The 16,132-nt window shown below is 70.2% G+C and carries 14 protein-coding genes; 11 read left to right on the top strand and 3 right to left on the bottom strand.

Annotation, left to right across the window (positions count from 1 at the left end):
- Nucleotides 1-293 precede the first annotated feature (293 nt).
- Nucleotides 294-1,772, top strand: coding sequence for a beta-N-acetylhexosaminidase (locus ACFWV3_RS39725; protein ID WP_382419101.1), 1,479 nt, complete (start codon nucleotides 294-296; stop codon nucleotides 1,770-1,772).
- Here ACFWV3_RS39725 and ACFWV3_RS39730 read toward each other — a convergent pair.
- Nucleotides 1,769-3,106 (bottom strand): aldehyde dehydrogenase family protein, encoded by a 1,338-nt coding sequence (locus ACFWV3_RS39730; RefSeq protein ID WP_382419102.1) that lies wholly within the window; start codon nucleotides 3,104-3,106, stop codon nucleotides 1,769-1,771. The two genes, ACFWV3_RS39725 and ACFWV3_RS39730, sit on opposite strands and share 4 nt — an antisense overlap.
- A gap of 198 nt (nucleotides 3,107-3,304) precedes the next feature.
- Here ACFWV3_RS39730 and ACFWV3_RS39735 point away from each other — a divergent pair, with 198 nt between their 5' ends.
- From ACFWV3_RS39735 to ACFWV3_RS39770, 8 genes are all read left to right on the top strand, one after another.
- On the top strand, nucleotides 3,305-4,660 hold the full coding sequence (locus ACFWV3_RS39735; RefSeq protein WP_382419103.1) for a GAF domain-containing protein: 1,356 nt from the start codon (nucleotides 3,305-3,307) through the stop codon (nucleotides 4,658-4,660).
- A gap of 84 nt (nucleotides 4,661-4,744) precedes the next feature.
- A complete protein-coding gene (locus tag ACFWV3_RS39740; RefSeq protein WP_382419104.1) occupies nucleotides 4,745-6,019 on the top strand; it encodes an FAD-dependent oxidoreductase in 1,275 nt (424 codons plus the stop codon).
- The gene (locus tag ACFWV3_RS39745; RefSeq protein WP_382419105.1) at nucleotides 5,997-6,554 is read left to right on the top strand and encodes a DUF402 domain-containing protein; all 558 of its coding nucleotides are present in this window, start codon (nucleotides 5,997-5,999) and stop codon (nucleotides 6,552-6,554) included. The genes ACFWV3_RS39740 and ACFWV3_RS39745 overlap by 23 nt, the downstream gene beginning before the upstream one ends.
- Complete coding sequence (locus tag ACFWV3_RS39750) at nucleotides 6,551-7,138, top strand: uridine kinase (RefSeq protein WP_382419161.1); 588 nt, start codon at nucleotides 6,551-6,553, stop codon at nucleotides 7,136-7,138. Before ACFWV3_RS39745 ends, ACFWV3_RS39750 begins: the two co-directional genes overlap by 4 nt.
- A gap of 46 nt (nucleotides 7,139-7,184) precedes the next feature.
- Complete coding sequence (locus ACFWV3_RS39755; RefSeq protein ID WP_382419106.1) at nucleotides 7,185-7,730, top strand: RNA polymerase sigma factor; 546 nt, start codon at nucleotides 7,185-7,187, stop codon at nucleotides 7,728-7,730.
- Nucleotides 7,727-8,446, top strand: coding sequence for a hypothetical protein (locus tag ACFWV3_RS39760; RefSeq protein WP_382419107.1), 720 nt, complete (start codon nucleotides 7,727-7,729; stop codon nucleotides 8,444-8,446). The genes ACFWV3_RS39755 and ACFWV3_RS39760 overlap by 4 nt, the downstream gene beginning before the upstream one ends.
- Before the next feature lie 10 nt (nucleotides 8,447-8,456).
- Nucleotides 8,457-8,741 carry a DUF6412 domain-containing protein gene (locus tag ACFWV3_RS39765; protein WP_382419108.1) on the top strand — a complete coding sequence of 95 codons (285 nt, stop codon included), beginning with the start codon at nucleotides 8,457-8,459 and terminating at the stop codon, nucleotides 8,739-8,741.
- A gap of 40 nt (nucleotides 8,742-8,781) precedes the next feature.
- The gene (locus tag ACFWV3_RS39770; protein WP_382419109.1) at nucleotides 8,782-9,402 is read left to right on the top strand and encodes a YidC/Oxa1 family membrane protein insertase; all 621 of its coding nucleotides are present in this window, start codon (nucleotides 8,782-8,784) and stop codon (nucleotides 9,400-9,402) included.
- Here the strand turns inward: ACFWV3_RS39770 and ACFWV3_RS39775 are convergent.
- Entirely contained in the window at nucleotides 9,384-10,910 is a 1,527-nt protein-coding gene (locus ACFWV3_RS39775; protein WP_382419110.1) for a PucR family transcriptional regulator, read from the bottom strand. The two genes, ACFWV3_RS39770 and ACFWV3_RS39775, sit on opposite strands and share 19 nt — an antisense overlap.
- Before the next feature lie 92 nt (nucleotides 10,911-11,002).
- On the opposite strand from ACFWV3_RS39775, the gene pruA reads away from it, so the two are divergent.
- A complete protein-coding gene (gene pruA, locus ACFWV3_RS39780; RefSeq protein ID WP_382419111.1) occupies nucleotides 11,003-12,649 on the top strand; it encodes an L-glutamate gamma-semialdehyde dehydrogenase in 1,647 nt (548 codons plus the stop codon).
- Nucleotides 12,649-13,572, top strand: a complete 924-nt coding sequence (locus ACFWV3_RS39785) for a proline dehydrogenase family protein (RefSeq protein WP_382419112.1) — start codon at nucleotides 12,649-12,651, stop codon at nucleotides 13,570-13,572. Before pruA ends, ACFWV3_RS39785 begins: the two co-directional genes overlap by 1 nt.
- Here ACFWV3_RS39785 and ACFWV3_RS39790 read toward each other — a convergent pair.
- Nucleotides 13,559-15,985, bottom strand: a complete 2,427-nt coding sequence (locus ACFWV3_RS39790; protein ID WP_382419113.1) for a hypothetical protein — start codon at nucleotides 15,983-15,985, stop codon at nucleotides 13,559-13,561. The two genes, ACFWV3_RS39785 and ACFWV3_RS39790, sit on opposite strands and share 14 nt — an antisense overlap.
- Nucleotides 15,986-16,132 lie beyond the last annotated feature (147 nt).

A 16,132-nucleotide genomic window follows, 5' to 3' on the forward strand; every position in this document is an offset into this window, starting at 1 on the left:
GGTGTCAACTCGCCACGCTTTTCGGCGAGTTGACACCCCTCCTCAGGTGTGGCTCGCTTTTGCCTCGGCTCGTGACGGGACCACCCCACCCGAACCGCACCACCACCACAACAGCAAGCCGCCCAACCCAAACAGGCGTGCCATCAACCCGCCGAGGGCGCTGGCCGGTCTTTGATCAGTTGGCGGGGTCCGGGGCAGAGCCCCGCGCACGAAACAGGAACCAACCCTCCCCAACGCGACCACAATTGGTCTATACCTAAGAACAGGAGAAACCGACCCCCACGGGAGCACTGGTGACCGAAACGACGAGACTGCAGGAACTGCTTCCTCAGCCCGCAGAGGTGCAACCACACCCCGAGGTGACGTTCACCCTGGACCCAAGCGCGGCAATCGTGCTCACCACGGAAGACGCCCGCCATCCCGCGGAACGACTGGCCGAAATCCTCCGCCCCTCCACCGGCTACCCCCTGGAAATCACCACCACCCCAGCCGAAACCGGAATCATCTTCGAACAATCCGAAACCCCGGCAGAGGCCTACGAACTGGAAGTCACGGCGACAACCGTGACCATCCGGTCAGCCACCCCAGCCGGCCACTTCAACGCGGTCGCGACCCTCCGCCAACTCCTCCCACCACAGGCAGAGGCGAAAACGGAACAGCCCGGCCCCTGGACAGTCCCAGGCGCCAAGATCCAAGACCACCCGCGCTACCCCCACCGCGGCGCCATGCTGGACGTGACCAGGCACTTCTTCACCACGGACCAGGTCAAGCGCTACATCGACCAGGTGGCGGCGTACAAGATCAACTACTTCCACCTCCACCTCTCCGACGACCAGGGCTGGCGTCTGGAGATCAAGTCCTGGCCGAACCTGACCAAGATCGGCGGCCGAACCGAGGTAGGCGGAAGAACGGGAAACTTCTTCTACACCCAAGCCGAGTACGCAGACCTGGTCACCTACGCCCAGAACAGGGGCATCACGGTCATCCCGGAGTTCGACATGCCGGGCCACACCAACGCGGCCCAGGCGAGCTACCCGGAGCTCAACGACGACGACCAGGCCCGCGATCCCTACACCGGCATCGAGGTCGGCTTCAGCTCGCTGGCCATCGACAAGGACATCACCTACGCGTTCATCGACGACGTCGTCCGGGAGGTGGCGGCGATCACCCCGGGCCCGTACCTCCACATCGGCGGCGACGAGGCCCTGACCACACCGGACGCCGACTACCAGGCGTTCATGACCAGGGCGCTCCCGATCGTGCAGAAGCACGGCAAGACGGCGATCGGCTGGCACGAGTTCGTCAAGACCACCGAGGACACCACCCCGGTCGTCCAGTTCTGGAACCAGACCACGGCCGACGAGAACGTCGCGGCGGCGGCCAAGCGCGGCAACAAGGTCATCATGTCCCCGGCGAACCGGATCTACCTGGACATGAAGTACACCGAGGAGACCGAGCTGGGCCTGAAGTGGGCGGGCCACGTCGAGGTCGAGGCCTCCTACGACTGGAACCCCGGCGCCTACCTGGACGGCGTGACCGAGGAGGACGTCCTCGGCGTCGAAGCTCCACTGTGGACGGAAACCGTCGCGAGCTCCGCGGACATCGAGTACCTGGCCTTCCCGAGGCTGACCGCGGCCGCGGAACTGGGCTGGTCCCCGCAAAGCACCCACGACTGGCCCGGCTTCGCCCGCCGCCTCGGCGCGCAGGCGAAGCGCTGGGAGGTGCAGGGCATCAACTACTACCGCAGTCCCCAGGTGCCCTGGCAGGACTAGAAGTACCCCTGCCCGCGGTCCGAGTAGCTGACCACCAGGTGCTTCACCCGGCGGTACCGGGAGAGCAGGGCGGAGTCGGCCTGGTAGGCGTAGTAGTTGTTGACCCACACCCGCTCGGCGGCGAGCTCCTCGCCGACGTTGTGCGCCAGCGCGATGTCGCGGCACCAGAGCCCGGCGCCGAGCGGGCGGGTGGCGTCGTTGGCGATCTTGACGGCGTCGTCGCGGTCGTCGAACCGCGTCACGGACACGACCGGGCCGAGCACGTCCGCGGTGAACACCGCGGACCGGTGGTCGCTCTCGAAGATCGTCGGCTGGACGAAGTGCCCGGAGGCCTCGCCGCCCAGGACCAGCCGCGCGCCCTCGGCCCTGCCGCGCGCGAAGTACGCGAGGAGCCGGTCGCGCTGGGCGAGGGAGACGATCGCGCCGACCATGGTGTCGGTGTCGAGCGGGTTGCCCACCCTCAGCTGCCGCGTGCGCTCGGTCGCCAGGTGCAGCAGCTCCTCGTAGGCGGCGGTCTGGATCAACGCGCGGGACGGCGCCGTGGGGATCTCGCCCTGGTTGGCCGCGAACATCGCGAACCCCTCGAGGGTCTTGTCGAGGAAGCCGTCGCGCTGCGCGAGCACGTCCGCGAAGAAGATGTTGGGGCTGCGCCCGGCCACGACCGGGTGGTCATCCGATCCAGTGACAACGTTCACCACACCGGGCGGCAGCAGGTCGGCGATCACGTCGAGCAGGACGTGGATCGACGCCGGGGTCTGCAGGGCGGGCTCCAGCACCACGGCGTTGCCGGCGGCCAGCGCGGGCGCGAGCACACGACCCGCGTTCATCAGCGGGAACGTCCAGGCCAGGCGTTCGTGCACGACGCCGAGCGGCTGGTACGTGCGGTAGTCCCTGGTCTCACGGCCGAGCTGCTCGACCTCGCCCACCTCGGCGCGGACGAGGGCGGCGAACTGGCGGAACTGCTCGATCAGCAGCGGGACGTCGAAGACCAGGGCCTCGCGGACGGGCTTGCCGTTGTCCCAGGCCTCGGCGACCGCGAGCTCGGTCGCGTGCTCCTCGACCCGGTCCGCGATCTCGCCCAGGACCGTGGCGCGCTCACGCGCCGTCGTGCTCCCCCACGCCCGCGCGGCGCCGCTGGCCGCGTGCAGGGCTCGTGCGCGGTCGGCGTCGGTGCCCCGCGCGACCTCGGTGAACACCTCGCCGGTCACCGGCGACACGTTCTCCACGTACTCGCCGGACACGGGCGACACGTGGTCGCCGCCGATGAAGTGGTCGTACCTCGCTCGGTACGCGACCACGCTGCCGGGCTGCCCCGGCGCCGCGTACTGCGTCATTCTCGACTCCCTGCCAGAACGGGCCCACCGGTGGGGTTGGGTGGGGGAAATGAGAAAGTAGGCAGCAGAACGTTGCATGCTCGTTGCAAGCCGTGGATGGATTCAGTGGCCCACGACCCCGAGCAACACGCACTGTTGCTGAGTCGCGTAAGAGAAGCCGTGTTGAGTGGCACTCGCACGGTTGATTCGCCACGCTCAGTGATTTCCGCGTCGTGGCAACGGTCACTCGCCGCCAATGTCGATCCCGACCTGCACACCGCCCCGACCGTGTTCGCCGCCGACGAGCTGCGGGGCCTGCGCGAGCGCCACCCGCTGCACCCGAGCCTGCCGCTGCTGCGCGAGACGCTGCTCGGCTTCGCGGAGGAGGCGGGCCACATCATGATCGTCACGGACGCGCAGGGCCACATCCTGTGGTGCGAGGGCTCGAAGGACACGCGCGGCCACGCCGAGGACGTCGGCCTGGCCGAGGGAACCCTCTGGTCGGAGGACGCGGCCGGCACGAACGGCATGGGCACCGCGCTGGCGGTGGGCTCCCCCGTCACGGTCCACTCGGCCGAGCACCTGGTGCGGACGTACCACCACTGGACGTGCGCGGCGAGCCCGATCCGCGACCCCGACAGCGGCACGACGATCGGTGTCGTCGACCTGAGCGGCCCGCTCTCGACCGTGCACCCGTCGATGGTGGCCCTGGTGTCGGCGTCGGCCCGCCTCGCCGAGTCTGAGATGCTCGCCAGGATGCACGCACGGGACGAGGAGCTGCGTGCGCGCAACATGCGCCACCTGATGGCGTTGCGCCGTGAACCCGGCGCGTTGCTCAGCCCCAGCGGACGCGTGGTCGCCGTCGAGCCGTACGGACTGCTGCCGTCGCGCGTGGACGTCTCCTGCGACCGCGTCGTGCTGGACGACGGCCGCGAAGCGGTCCTGGAACCGCTCGCCGAGGGCTACCTGCTGCGCGTGCCGAGGCAACGGCACGTCCGGCGCAGCGTGCTGTCGCTGTCGTTCCTGCTGCCGGAGCCGAAGGTCGTGCTGGACGGGCGTGAGGTGCCGATCTCACTGCGGCACGCGGAGATCCTGTGCGCGCTGACGCTGCACGGCCGGCTGTCCGCGGGCCAGCTCGCGTTGCGCCTCTACGGCGAACGCGGCAACCCGACCACGGTCCGCGCCGAGCTGCACCGCCTGCGCGCCCAGCTGGGCACGGACGTGCTCGCGACCAGGCCGTACCGCCTCACCGCCGACGTCGAGGCCGACTTCCTCTCGGCACGCACCGCGCTGAACGACGGCGACGTCCCGCTCGCCGCCTCGCGCTACCGCGGCTCGCTGCTGCGCCGCTCCGAGGCCCCGTTCGTGCTGGCCGAGCGCGACGACCTGGCGACGGGCGTGCGCAAGGCCGTGCTGTCGCGCGGAGACGCGAACGCGCTGTGGACGTTCACCCAGACCGACACCGGCGAACACGACGCCGAGGCACTGGAACAGCTGGTCAGGCTGCTGCCACCGGACGACGTGCGGCTCGCGATCGCCATCGCGCGGTTGAGGCGGCTCGACAGCGACGACTAGATCCCCTAGGGGACATCCACGATTGACAAGACTCTCAAGAACTCAATATCTTCCCAACTAAGAGACTTAGTAGGGGAGGCTGTCATGCGCGTTCTCATCATCGGAGCGGGGACCGGTGGCCTGTGCCTGGCGCACGGGCTGAAGAAGGCCGGCGTGGACGTGGCGTTGTTCGAACGCGACCGCACGCCGCGCAGCATGTTGATCGGCTACCGGGTGGGGATCAGCCCCGACGGCAGCAAGGCGTTGCACAGCTGCTTACCCCCGGACGTGTTCGCCGAATTCGTCAGGACGACGGCCCGGCCGCCGCAGCGGATCAACATGCGGACCGAGAAGTACCGGGAACTGCTGGTCGGCGACATCCCGACGGGCCTCGACGAGAGCCGCAACGAGAAGTCGGTCAGCCGGATCGCGATGCGCACGGCGTTGCTGAACGGCCTGGAAGACGTGGTGCGGTTCGACAAGACGTTCACGCACTACACGCAGAACGACGACGGCACGGTCACGGCGTTCTTCGCCGACGGCACGTCCGAGACCGGTGAAGTGCTGGTCGGCGCGGACGGCGCGCAGTCCAAGGTGCGCAGGCAGTACCTGCCGCACGCACGGGTGAAGGACAGCGGCATCACGTCGATCGCCGGCAAGCTGCCGCTGACCGAGGAGAACGCGCGGCTGCTGCCACCGCTGGCCGACGGCGGCATCACGCTGCTGTTCGGTCCGCGCGGCGAGTTCGTGATCATCCACGTGATGCGCTTCGACGACGCGAGCGTCGAGGACGACTACATCATGTGGGGCTACACGGCCTCGCACGACAAGTTCCCCGACATGAAAGGCATGAGCCAGGCAGAGCTCAAGCAGGTCGTCCTGACCATGACGCCGAACGTGCACCCGAACCTGCGCAAGCTCGTCGAGCTGGCCGTTCCGGAGACCGTGTTCCAGATCAAGGTCCGCACGTCGGAGCGGCTCCGGCCGTGGACGCCGAGCAACGTCACGATGATCGGTGACTCGGTGCACCTCATGACGCCCGGCCGCGGCATCGGCGCGAACACGGCGTTGCGCGACGCGGAGCTGCTGTGCCGCAAGCTCGTCGAGGCGGAGAACGGCAAGGACCTCGTCACGGCGATCGGCGAGTACGAGCAGGAGATGGTCTCCTACGCGTTCGACGCCGTGGAGGCGTCGCTCGAGATGATGGACGGCACCAGCCTGGTCCACAAACCCGTGATCGGCCGGGTCGTGGCGGCGTTCTCCCGGACCTTCCTGCGGGTGACCAACGCCGTGCCCGCGCTCAAGCGGAAGATGCTGGCCGAGGACGCGGCGGAGCGTGATCACGTAAGTTCGGCGCATGAGGTCGTTCACGCCGGGTGAGGTCGTCGTGCGGCGGGAGGTGCTGCACGGCAAGGTCTGGTCGGAGATGCCGGTCAGGGTCGTCGCGGACTCCCCGGAGCTGCTCGCGGTGTTCGTCGAGCCGGGCACCCGGCTCACCTACCCCGCGCACCACCACCCGCACCCGTGGGACACGCCGACCCGCGGGTTCTGGCGCGGCCACGGCAAGCTCATGCTGCACCGCCCGCAGGACGCCTACTCCGTCGACCTGTTCTGGAAGGGCGACGACCGCGTGTTCGGCAACTACTACCTGAACCTGCAGGCGCCCTACCGCCGCGTCGAGGACGGGTTCGAGACGCTCGACCACGCGCTCGACTACACGCTGGCGCCGGACGGGACGTGGGCGCAGCACGACCTCGACGAGTTCGAGGAGCAGGTGGCGTCCGGCAAGTACTCGGCGGACGAGGCCGAGTCGATCAGGACCGAGGGGCTCAGGATCGAGAAGATGCTGGCGTCCGGCGAGATCTGGTGGGACACCGCCTGGGCGGACTGGCAGCCGTCGACGGTGTGGCGGTGAAGGTCCGGCCACTGACCTTCGACACGCTCGTCGCCGAGATCGTCGACCAGGTGTCGGAGCTCGACGGACGGGTGCGCGTCCTGGTCGACGGCGCACCCGCCGCGGAACCGGGAAAACTCGCGGACGCTGTAGTGGAACCGTTGCGCGCCTTGGGACGTGCCGTGCGGCGGGTGTCCATGGAGGACTTCCTGCGGCCGGCGTCGGTGCGGCTCGAACACGGCCGCACCGACTCGTACTCCTACCGGCACGACTGGTTCGACTTCCACGGCCTGCAGCGCGAGGTGCTCGACCCGGCGCTGACCGGCAAGGTGCTGCCGTCGCTGTGGAACGCGGCCACCGACCGCGCGAGCCGCGCCGAGTACGTCGACCTGCCCGAGAACGGGGTCGTGGTCGTCGACGGCACGCTCCTGCTCGACCGGTGGCTGCCGGCCGAGCTGACCGTGCACCTGTGGCTCTCCCCCGGCGCCTTGAAGCGCAAGACCGCCGAGGAGTGGACGCTGCCCGCGTTCGAGGACTACGAGCCGGTGGCGGACCTCTTCGTGCGCTACGACCACCCGGAACGGCCTGGGCTCGTCGAGTCGTGAACCGGCTCGCTCTCCGCGGACATGAACGGGGCGGAGAGGAGGGTCCGTGACCGACGAGGAACTCTGGGAGCAGGTCCGGACCGGCGACGGTGAGGCGTTCGGGCTGCTGTTCGAACGCCACGCCCCAGCCGTGTTCGCCTACTGCCTGCGCCGCACCGGCACGTGGGCCGTGGCCGAGGACCTGGTGTCCGTGGTGTTCATGGAGACGTGGCGCAAACGGTCGTCCGTGACGGTCGACGGGTCGCTGATGCCATGGCTGTACTCCGTCGCGCTGAACGTCACCCGCAACCACCAACGCGCCCGCATGCGGTACCGGGCCGCTCTTGGCAAGGTTCCGCCGCAGCACGCCGATGACGACCACGCCGACGACGTGGCACGACGGGTCGACGCGGAGGCCAGGACGAGAGCGGTGATCGCGGAGCTGGAGAAGCTGCCGGCCGGAGACCGGGAGGTGCTGGAGATGTCCGCGTGGTCGGGCCTGACACAGGCGCAGATCGCCGAGGTGCTCGGCATCCCGGTCGGCACGGTGAAGTCCCGGCTCGCTCGCGCCCAACGCACCGTGCGTGGCGCTCTGGTCGAGGAGGCGTTGTGAACATCAAGCCCGACATCCCGCAGCTGGACCCGATGCGGCTGCAGGTCCGCAAACACGCGCTGCTCAACGAGATCGGCGCGAGGCCGTCCCGCCGCCGGTGGCGGTTCGCCGCACCCGCGACGGCTCTGGTCGCCGCGGTCGCCGTGGCGCTCGTGCTGTGGACGCCGACGACCCCGGACGCCTACGCGTCGTGGACGGCCGAACCGAGGGCACCCGGCGACCTGGCCCCCGTGCTCGCCGACTGCGGCGAACGGCTCGACTGGCACGACGCCCGCGGCAAGGAGGAGAACCTGCCGAACTGGCCCGCCGCGCCACGTGACGTGTCGGTCGTCGACCAGCGCGGGAGCACGACGCTCGTGCTGTTCACGGGTCCGCAGGCCGACATGCTGTGCATGCGCACGCCGGAGGGCGTGGCCATGACCGGGAGCGGCAGCGGCCGGGATCGCGAGCCGCTCGGCGGGAGGCTGTTCGCCGACTTCGGCGCGAACCTGAGCACCGACCGGGACGGTCGCCGGCCGATGCGCGTGCTGAGCGGCCGGGTGAGCCCGGAGGTGGCGAAGGTCGTCCTCGAGACCGAGGACGGGCTGACGGTCACCGCGACCATCGGCAAGGGCTGGATCCTCGGCTGGTGGCCGAGCGGGGGTGACCCGAAGCACGTGACGCTGTACGACCGCGCGGGCGGAGTTCTGGAGACTTCCGCGCTGCCGGTTCGGTAGTCTGCGAGGCATGTGGCGACCGGAGACCGGGCAACGAGCGCTGTTGGTGCTCGCGGTCTTCCTGCCCGCCCTCTACGCCTTCACGGTGTTCTCCTCGCCCACCGAGGTCGTCGCTGTCGTGACCGCGCTCGCCCTCGCATTGGTCGTGGTCGTCGCGCTGGTGCCGCTCTCGGTGGCGCCAGCGCGGTCGCTCTCGATCCGCGAACGAGCCCAGCGGACAGCACAGCTGCGCCTGCGCAACCCCGACTCCCCTGGCAGGGCCCGTCCTCGAGCACCGGGATGCCGGACGTTCTGACACGTCCGCACGTCCCCAACTCGATACGGAGAAACCACCCTTGTTCGCTGACCTGGGCGCTGCCCTGGCGGGCTTCGGCATGCCCGCGCTCGCCATCATCGTGTTCACGATCGTCGTGCGGCTCGCGCTGCACCCCTTCTACCGCGCGGCCGTGCGCGGCGAGAAGGCCAAGGCCAAGCTCGCGCCGGAGATCCAGAAGCTGAGGAAGAAGCACGGCAAGGACCTGATGCGGCTCACGGAGGAGTCGCAGAAGGTCTACAAGAGCAACGGCGTGTCGATGTACGCGGGCATGCTGCCGATGCTCGCGACCGTCCCGTTCTTCATGGTCATGTACCAGGTCGTCACGACCCCGAACCCGTTGTTGGAGGGGACGATCTTCGGGGTTTCGCTCAGTGCTCATTTCACGAGCAGTTTCGCGTGGGTGTTCTTCGCGCTGTTCGGGCTGCTCGCCGTCGTCGCGTACCTGACGGTGAAGTGGCAGCAGTCGCGGATGACCACCACGACACCGCAGCCGGGGTTCGTGACCGGCCTGGCCAAGGTGCTGCCGTTCGGGACGATCCTGATGGCGGCCTACCTGCCGCTGGCCGCCGGGCTGTACCTGCTCACCACGACCACGTGGACGATCGCGGAACGGGCGCTGCTCTACCGCATCCTGAGCTGAAGCTGGGCGACGAGGCGAACCAGCGGATCGTCCAGATCCAGGTCGATCCGCTTGAGCCGGTACCGCAACGTGTTCGGGTGGACGTGCAGCTGGTCCGCGGCCGTGCGCACGTCCCCCAGCGCGTCGAGGTAGGCCAGCAACGACTTGGCGAGCTCGGGGTCGAGCGCGTCGATGCGGGGGTCGCGGATGCGCGGGTTGTCCTGCAGCAGAGCCAGGATCTCGCTCACCAGGACCTGCGAGCGGACGTCGGCCAGCGTCGCGACCTCGGCGTCGAGGTCGCGGGCCATCGCGTCCAGCACGCGTTCGGCCTCCTGGCGGGAGATCTGCGCGTCGTCCAAAGTGGACACCGTGGAGCCGACCGCGGCCTGCACGGCCGTGTGCAGGTGCCGGCGCGCGGTGTGGACGATCTCGCGCGTGAGGCTGAGGAGCTGGGCGTTCGGGGCGAGGTCCGGAAGCAGCACGTAGGTGCGGCCGCCGGACTCGCTCACCAACGCGCTGCGCCGGTACGCCGCAGCGTGCACGGAGATCAGCCCGGTCATCTCGACCCGCCGCAGCTCGTGCTCGCTGCGGTCGCCCTCGGCGCTCCTGACCGCGAACACCACCACGGCGGCGGGTTTGCGCGGGTCGGCGCCGATCTGGCCGGCGACCGTGGCGGCGTCCATCCGGCCGGTGAGCAGCGCGGCGAGCAGGTTCTCGCGGAACCTCGACGTGGGCTGGTTGCGCTGCTGGATCAGGTGCGGGGCGGTGACGCGGGCGGCGCCGAGCAGGGCCCGTTCGGCCTGGTCGGTCAACGGCTGGTCGCCCTCCTGCACCCAGATCGAACCGAGGGGTTGCCGACCGGCGTGGATGCCGACGGCGATGCGGCGGCGGATGCCGAGCTCGGGGCGTTCGTCGATGCGCACGACCTCCTCCCCCGACCTGAGCAGGTTGTAGACGCCCCACTCGCGCAGCATCTTGAGGTACGGCTCGGGGCCCTGGCGGCCGAGGATCGACAGCCGGCGCAGCTCGTCGACCTCGTCCGACGACCGGGAGTAGGCGAGCACGCGGCTCGCGGTGTCCTCGATGCTGACGATGCCGCCGGTCAGCGTGGCAATCGTTTGCGCGAGCGCGAACAGGTCGCCGAGCACCTCGCCGTCGTCGGTGGTCGTGGTCAGCACGCCCTTGGCGAGCGACTCCAGGTGGCCCCAGCGGACCTCGGGCCGGACCTCCAGCAACGCCACGCCCGCGTCCGTGGCCGCCTGGTCGAGCGCCGCCGACGACTCCTTGACGGCGACCGCGGCCGCCTTCGCTCGTCCGGCTGCTCTGACCAGCGGCAACGCGGCTCGGCCACGGGCGCCGATGAGCAGGGCGAGATCGCCCGCGGCGACGTCCGGCGGGTCGTCCGGATCCATGATCACCACATCGCGCACGTCTACCTCGAGGCCGCACGGGGCAACCTGCAGTTCGACGAGCGGATCGCCGAGCGCGATGAGGAGGTGGCGGAGGCTCGACACTGTCCGATCGTACATCCGGGACGGTGAATCTTGGCCTGCCGCACAACGGCCGGTGACCTGCGCGGACTTACGGTGTGCGTACCGACGACGACTTGAAGGAGCTGCGAGTGGACGCCGTCACCCAGGTTCCCGCCCCGGTCAACGAGCCGGTCCTGCAGTACGCCCCCGGCACCCCGGAGCGCGCCGAGCTGCAGGCCAAGCTGGCCGAGCTGCAGAAGGAGCCGCTCGAGCTGACGACGACCATCGGTGGCGAGCAGCGCATGGGTGGCGGCGAGCGCTTCGACGTCGTGCAGCCGCACAACCACCGCTCGGTCCTCGGCACCCTGGCCGGCGCGACCCAGCAGGACGCCACCGACGCCCTGCGCGCGGCCCGCGAGGCGGCCCCGGCGTGGCGCGCGCTGTCGTTCGACGACCGCGCGGCGATCATCCTGCGCGCCGCCGACCTGCTCGCCGGGCCGTGGCGGCAGACGCTGAACGCCGCGACGATGCTCGGCCAGTCCAAGACCGCGATCCAGGCGGAGATCGACTCGGCGTGCGAGCTGATCGACTTCTGGCGCTTCAACGTGCAGTTCGCCCGCAACCTCCTGGCCGAGCAGCCGATCTCGTCCCCCGGCGTGTGGAACCGCACGGACCACCGCCCGCTGGAGGGCTTCGTCTACGCGATCACGCCGTTCAACTTCACCGCCATCGCCGGCAACCTGCCGACCGCGCCCGCGCTGATGGGCAACGTGGTGCTGTGGAAGCCGTCGCCGACCCAGTCGTTCGCCGCGCACCTCACCATGCGGCTGCTGGAGGAGGCCGGCATGCCGCCCGGCGTCATCAACCTGCTGCCCGGTGACGGCCTGGCCGTGTCCGAGGTGGCGCTCAACTCCCCCGACCTCGCGGGCATCCACTTCACCGGCTCCACCGCGACGTTCCAGAAGCTGTGGGCGCAGGTCGGCGCGAACATCGCGAACTACCGCTCGTACCCGCGGATCGTCGGCGAGACCGGCGGCAAGGACTTCATCCTCGCCCACCCGTCGGCCGACCCGGACGTGCTGCGCGTGGCCATGATCCGCGGCGCGTTCGAGTACCAGGGCCAGAAGTGCTCCGCCGCGTCGCGCGCCTACGTGCCGCGGTCGGTGTGGAACAAGATCAAGGACCAGTTCCTGGCCGAGGTCGAGGCGCTGACCTACGGCGACGTCACCGACTTCTCGAACTTCGGCGGCGCGGTGATCGACCGCCGCTCGTTCGACAAGCTGTCGGGTGTGCTGCAGGCCGCTCGCGCCGACTCGTCGCTGGAGATCGCCGCCGGCGGCACCGCGGACGACTCGGACGGCTTCTTCGTCCGCCCGACCGTGCTGCTCGGCACCGACCCGGCGAACTCCGTGTTCACCACCGAGTTCTTCGGCCCGGTGCTCGCGGTCCACGTCTTCGAGGACGCCGACTACCTGACGGTGCTCAAGCAGATGGAGAGCGCGGCGCCCTACGGTCTGACGGGATCGATCATCGCCCGTGACCGCGCCGCCGTGGCGCACGCGCAGGAGGAGCTGCGGTTCGCCGCCGGCAACTTCTACGTCAACGACAAGCCCACCGGTGCCGTCGTGGGCCAGCAGCCGTTCGGCGGCGGCCGCGCGTCCGGCACGAACGACAAGGCGGGGTCGGTCCACAACCTGCTCCGCTGGGTCAGCCCGCGCTCGGTCAAGGAGACCTTCGCGGCGCCCACCACCCACCTCCACCCGCACCAGTCTCAGATCCCTTCTGGGGAGGCGTGATGTTGCGCAGCACCCTTCTCGCGGCCGCTCGCAACAGCGGCGCCCGCAAGCTCGTCGAGTCGACGCCGCTGACCCGGCCCGTCGTCGAGCGGTTCGTCGCCGGCGACGACGTCTCTGCCGCCATCCGCGCGACCGCCGAGGTGCTCGGCGACGGCCGGTTGGTGACGCTGGACCACCTCGGTGAGGACACCGTCGAGGAGTCGCAGGCCACCGACACCGTCGAGGCGTACCTGACACTGCTGTCGCGGCTGGAGTCGCACGGGCTCACCGAGGGCGCCGAGGTGTCGGTCAAGCTCTCGGCCGTCGGCCAGTCGCTGCCGGTGGACGGCGAGAAGATCGCGCTGGAGAACGCCCGGCGCATCTGTGCCGCCGCCGCTGTCGTCGGCACGACCGTGACGCTCGACATGGAGGACCACACCACCACGGACTCGACGCTGGGCATCCTGCGCGAGCTGCGGGTGGACTTCCCGTGGGTGGGCGCGGTGCTGCAGGCGTACCTCAAGCGCACCGAGCAGGACTGCCGCGACCTCGCGCACTCCGGGTCACGCGTGCGGCTGTGCAAGGGCGCGTACCAGGAGCCCGCTTCCGTGGCATACCAGGACAAGCACGACGTCGACCTGTCGTACGTGCGTTGCCTGAAGATCCTGATGGAGGGCCAGGGCTACCCGATGGTGGCCTCGCACGACCCGCGCCTGATCGCGATCGCCGCGGACCTGGCCTCGGCCCGGTCGAAGGACACCTACGAGTTCCAGATGCTGTACGGCATCCGGCCCGAGGAGCAGAAGCGCATCGCGGGCGAGGGCAACCGCATGCGCGTCTACGTCCCGTACGGCGACGAGTGGTACGGCTACTTCATGCGCCGCCTCGCGGAGCGTCCGGCCAACGTGGCGTTCTTCGTGCGGTCGCTGCTCACGACCAGCTGAGCGCGATCTCGGCCTCCTCCACCGTTTCCAGGGCGAACTCCAGCTTGACCGGGTCGCCCACCGCGCGGGCGATCCGCACCGCGCGGTGGGCGAGCTGGAGCGCCTTCGCCGGTTCGTGCCTGGTCTCCACGCACAGCCGGCCGTAGATCGACAACGCGTCGGCGTAGCCGGGTTGCCGGTCCAGGTCCAGGCCCGTCATGTGCCACAACACCACGGCCGTGTGCGCGGTGTTGCGCGCTTCGTCCTTGCGTTCCGCGCCGCGCAACCGGCACGCGTGCTGCTGCATGGCCGAGAGGTAGGCGTTGGGCGGTGACTTCGGCAGCTGCGCGCGCCACACGTCGATCGTGAACTCCGACAGCCGCAACGCGCGGACGTGGTGGTCGGACTCCGAGAGCGCGCGGGCGGCGGACTGCAGGACCGGGGCCAGCTTCGCGCCGAAGAACTCGACGAGCTGCGACGGCAGCCGGTGGCACATCTCCAGGCACTCGTCGGTGGTCCGCAACGCCTGGTCATCGCGGTCGTGCAGGAGCTGCTGCTCGACGAGGGTGGCGAGGGCGATCAGCAGGTCGGCCTGGTTCCAGACGAGGTCGTCGACCACCAGCTCCCGGTAGACCTCCACGGCCTCCTGCGCCGCGTCGAGGTCGTCGGCGATCTGGGCGAGGACGAGCAACGCCGTCCCGAGGCCCTTGCGGTGGCCCGTCTCGCGCCACGCCATCACGGCCTCGCGGGCGGTGAGCTCGGCGTCGAGGAACTCGTCGAGCTGGCGCAATGCCTGGCTGTGCCGCATCAACGCCTCGGCGAGCTCGGTGCGGAACGTCTCGGGGTTCACGACGGCGAGCCGGCGGAAGAGGTCGATGGCCTCCTTGACCGCCTCGCTCGCGGCTCCCGCCCGGCGCAGGTCGATGAGCATCGTGCCCGCCACGACGAGGTTGCGGGCCAGCTCGGGTTCGAAGCGCGGGTCCTCCCTGGCGAGCACCCGCCAGTTCGCGATGGAGAGCTGCATCGAGTCGGCGGCGTTCTGCTTCTGCCCCTCGGCCAGGTAGCGGCGGGCCAGGGCCGCGGCGACCCGCGCGAAGTCGGCGCGGAACAGCGCGGGGTGGTTCTTCGCGAGCTCCTGGAAGAGCAGCGTGGCGCGGCTGATGGCGGTCGTCGCGGCCTCGTCCCTGCCGAGCGCCTGGTAGCGGTAGCTGATCTGCTCCAGGGCGGAGGCGAGCTGTGGAGCGGTCTCCGGGTCGTCGAGCGCGATCTCGTGCCAGAGCGCGATCGCCTCCTCGGAGACGGCCAGCGCCTCCTCGCGCCGCTGGGCGTTGATCAGCCGCAGGCCCAGGTCGCCCAGCGCGTCGGCGAGCAACGGCCGGTTGTCGGCGTCCTGCTCGGTGAGCTCGCGGTAGCACTCGACCTCCCGCCGGGAGGCGTCGACGGACTCCTGGCGCAGGCCGCACAGCATCGTGCGGGCGCTGAGCATCCCGTACATCTCGGCGCGTTCGAGGACGTCGCCGGCGCGGTCGGCCAGGCGCCGGGTGAGGATCGACGGGATGGCGTCGACGGCGAAGCGCTCGTCGCGGAAGACCTGGCGGGCGATGTGCTCGGCGGTGGCGCACGACCCGATCTCGGCGGCGATCCGGAGGCTGTCGCGGGCCATGTCCGGCACCACCTCCGGACGTGCGGCGATGAGCTCGTCGAGCTTGCCGACCAGGTGGGGCCACCGGTGGGCGGCGCGGGCGAGCAGGTCGGGGTCGGGGTCCTCCGGCGTGGCGACCGCGAGGTGGTCCTCGGCGAGGCGGCCGGTCCGCGGGCCGGTGTCGTGGTGCAGGACGCGGCGGACGAGCTGGACCCGGTTGACGTCGCACGGGTCGCCGCGGACCGCCGTCAGCGCGGCCAGGTGCAGGTCGAGGACGGTCTCGCGGGCGATGTTGGGCGGGGGCTCGTCGGGGGTGGCGACGTTGAGGCGCTGCGCGAAGTGGCGGCAGGCGAGGGCGAACGACTCGGCGCGGTCGGCGAGCGTGGGGGCCAGCTCGAGGTCGCTGACCTCGTGGTCGAAGTCCGCGACGCGCTGACGGGTGGAGGACCACCACCAGCCCGTGGTCCTCGCCGCGAGCAGCACCCGCGTGCGCGCCGGTCCGTTCCTGAGCGTGTCCTGCAGCCGTGTGAAGACGTCCTGCCACGGCAGGCGGTCGGCGTCGTCGACCACGACCAGCCTGCCGTGCTCGGCGTCGTCCCAGTGCTCGTCGCGGAACTGCCGGAGCAGCCTGGTCTTGCCCGCGCCGGCGGGGGCGTGCAGCAGCATCGACGCCTGCGGCGCGGGGCTGTCGCGCCAGAGCTCGAGGGTCCGCAGTTCTGGGTCCCTGCCGTGAAAGGGGACCACCTGGTGGGTGGGATCCAGCAGGGCGGCGACGCTGAGTGCTCGGTCCACGGCTTCATAGTCGGCTGGCGGTCCGGCCAGGGGTAGGAAGACCACACCATCGTGGTCTTTTCCCGTTTCTGTCTCACTCCTTCGCTGTCTGTCTTGGAGAACCTCCACCGGCTACGGGTTCAGCCTGGACTGAAATTGTCGGACCCG

Origin of the sequence: Lentzea sp. NPDC059081, from assembly GCF_042738015.1 — a bacterium.
In the GTDB taxonomy this organism is placed as follows: Bacteria; Actinomycetota; Actinomycetes; order Mycobacteriales; family Pseudonocardiaceae; genus Lentzea.

What these genes read in the sequence shown, in the direction of transcription:
- ACFWV3_RS39730 (WP_382419102.1), bottom strand. Translation starts at nt 3,106, where the DNA reads ATGACGCAGTACGCGGCGCCGGGGCAGCCCGGCAGCGTGGTCGCGTAC.
- ACFWV3_RS39740 (WP_382419104.1), top strand. Translation starts at nt 4,745, where the DNA reads ATGCGCGTTCTCATCATCGGAGCGGGGACCGGTGGCCTGTGCCTGGCG.
- ACFWV3_RS39745 (WP_382419105.1), top strand. Translation starts at nt 5,997, where the DNA reads ATGAGGTCGTTCACGCCGGGTGAGGTCGTCGTGCGGCGGGAGGTGCTG.
- ACFWV3_RS39765 (WP_382419108.1), top strand. Translation starts at nt 8,457, where the DNA reads ATGTGGCGACCGGAGACCGGGCAACGAGCGCTGTTGGTGCTCGCGGTC.
- ACFWV3_RS39775 (WP_382419110.1), bottom strand. Translation starts at nt 10,910, where the DNA reads ATGTACGATCGGACAGTGTCGAGCCTCCGCCACCTCCTCATCGCGCTC.
- ACFWV3_RS39785 (WP_382419112.1), top strand. Translation starts at nt 12,649, where the DNA reads ATGTTGCGCAGCACCCTTCTCGCGGCCGCTCGCAACAGCGGCGCCCGC.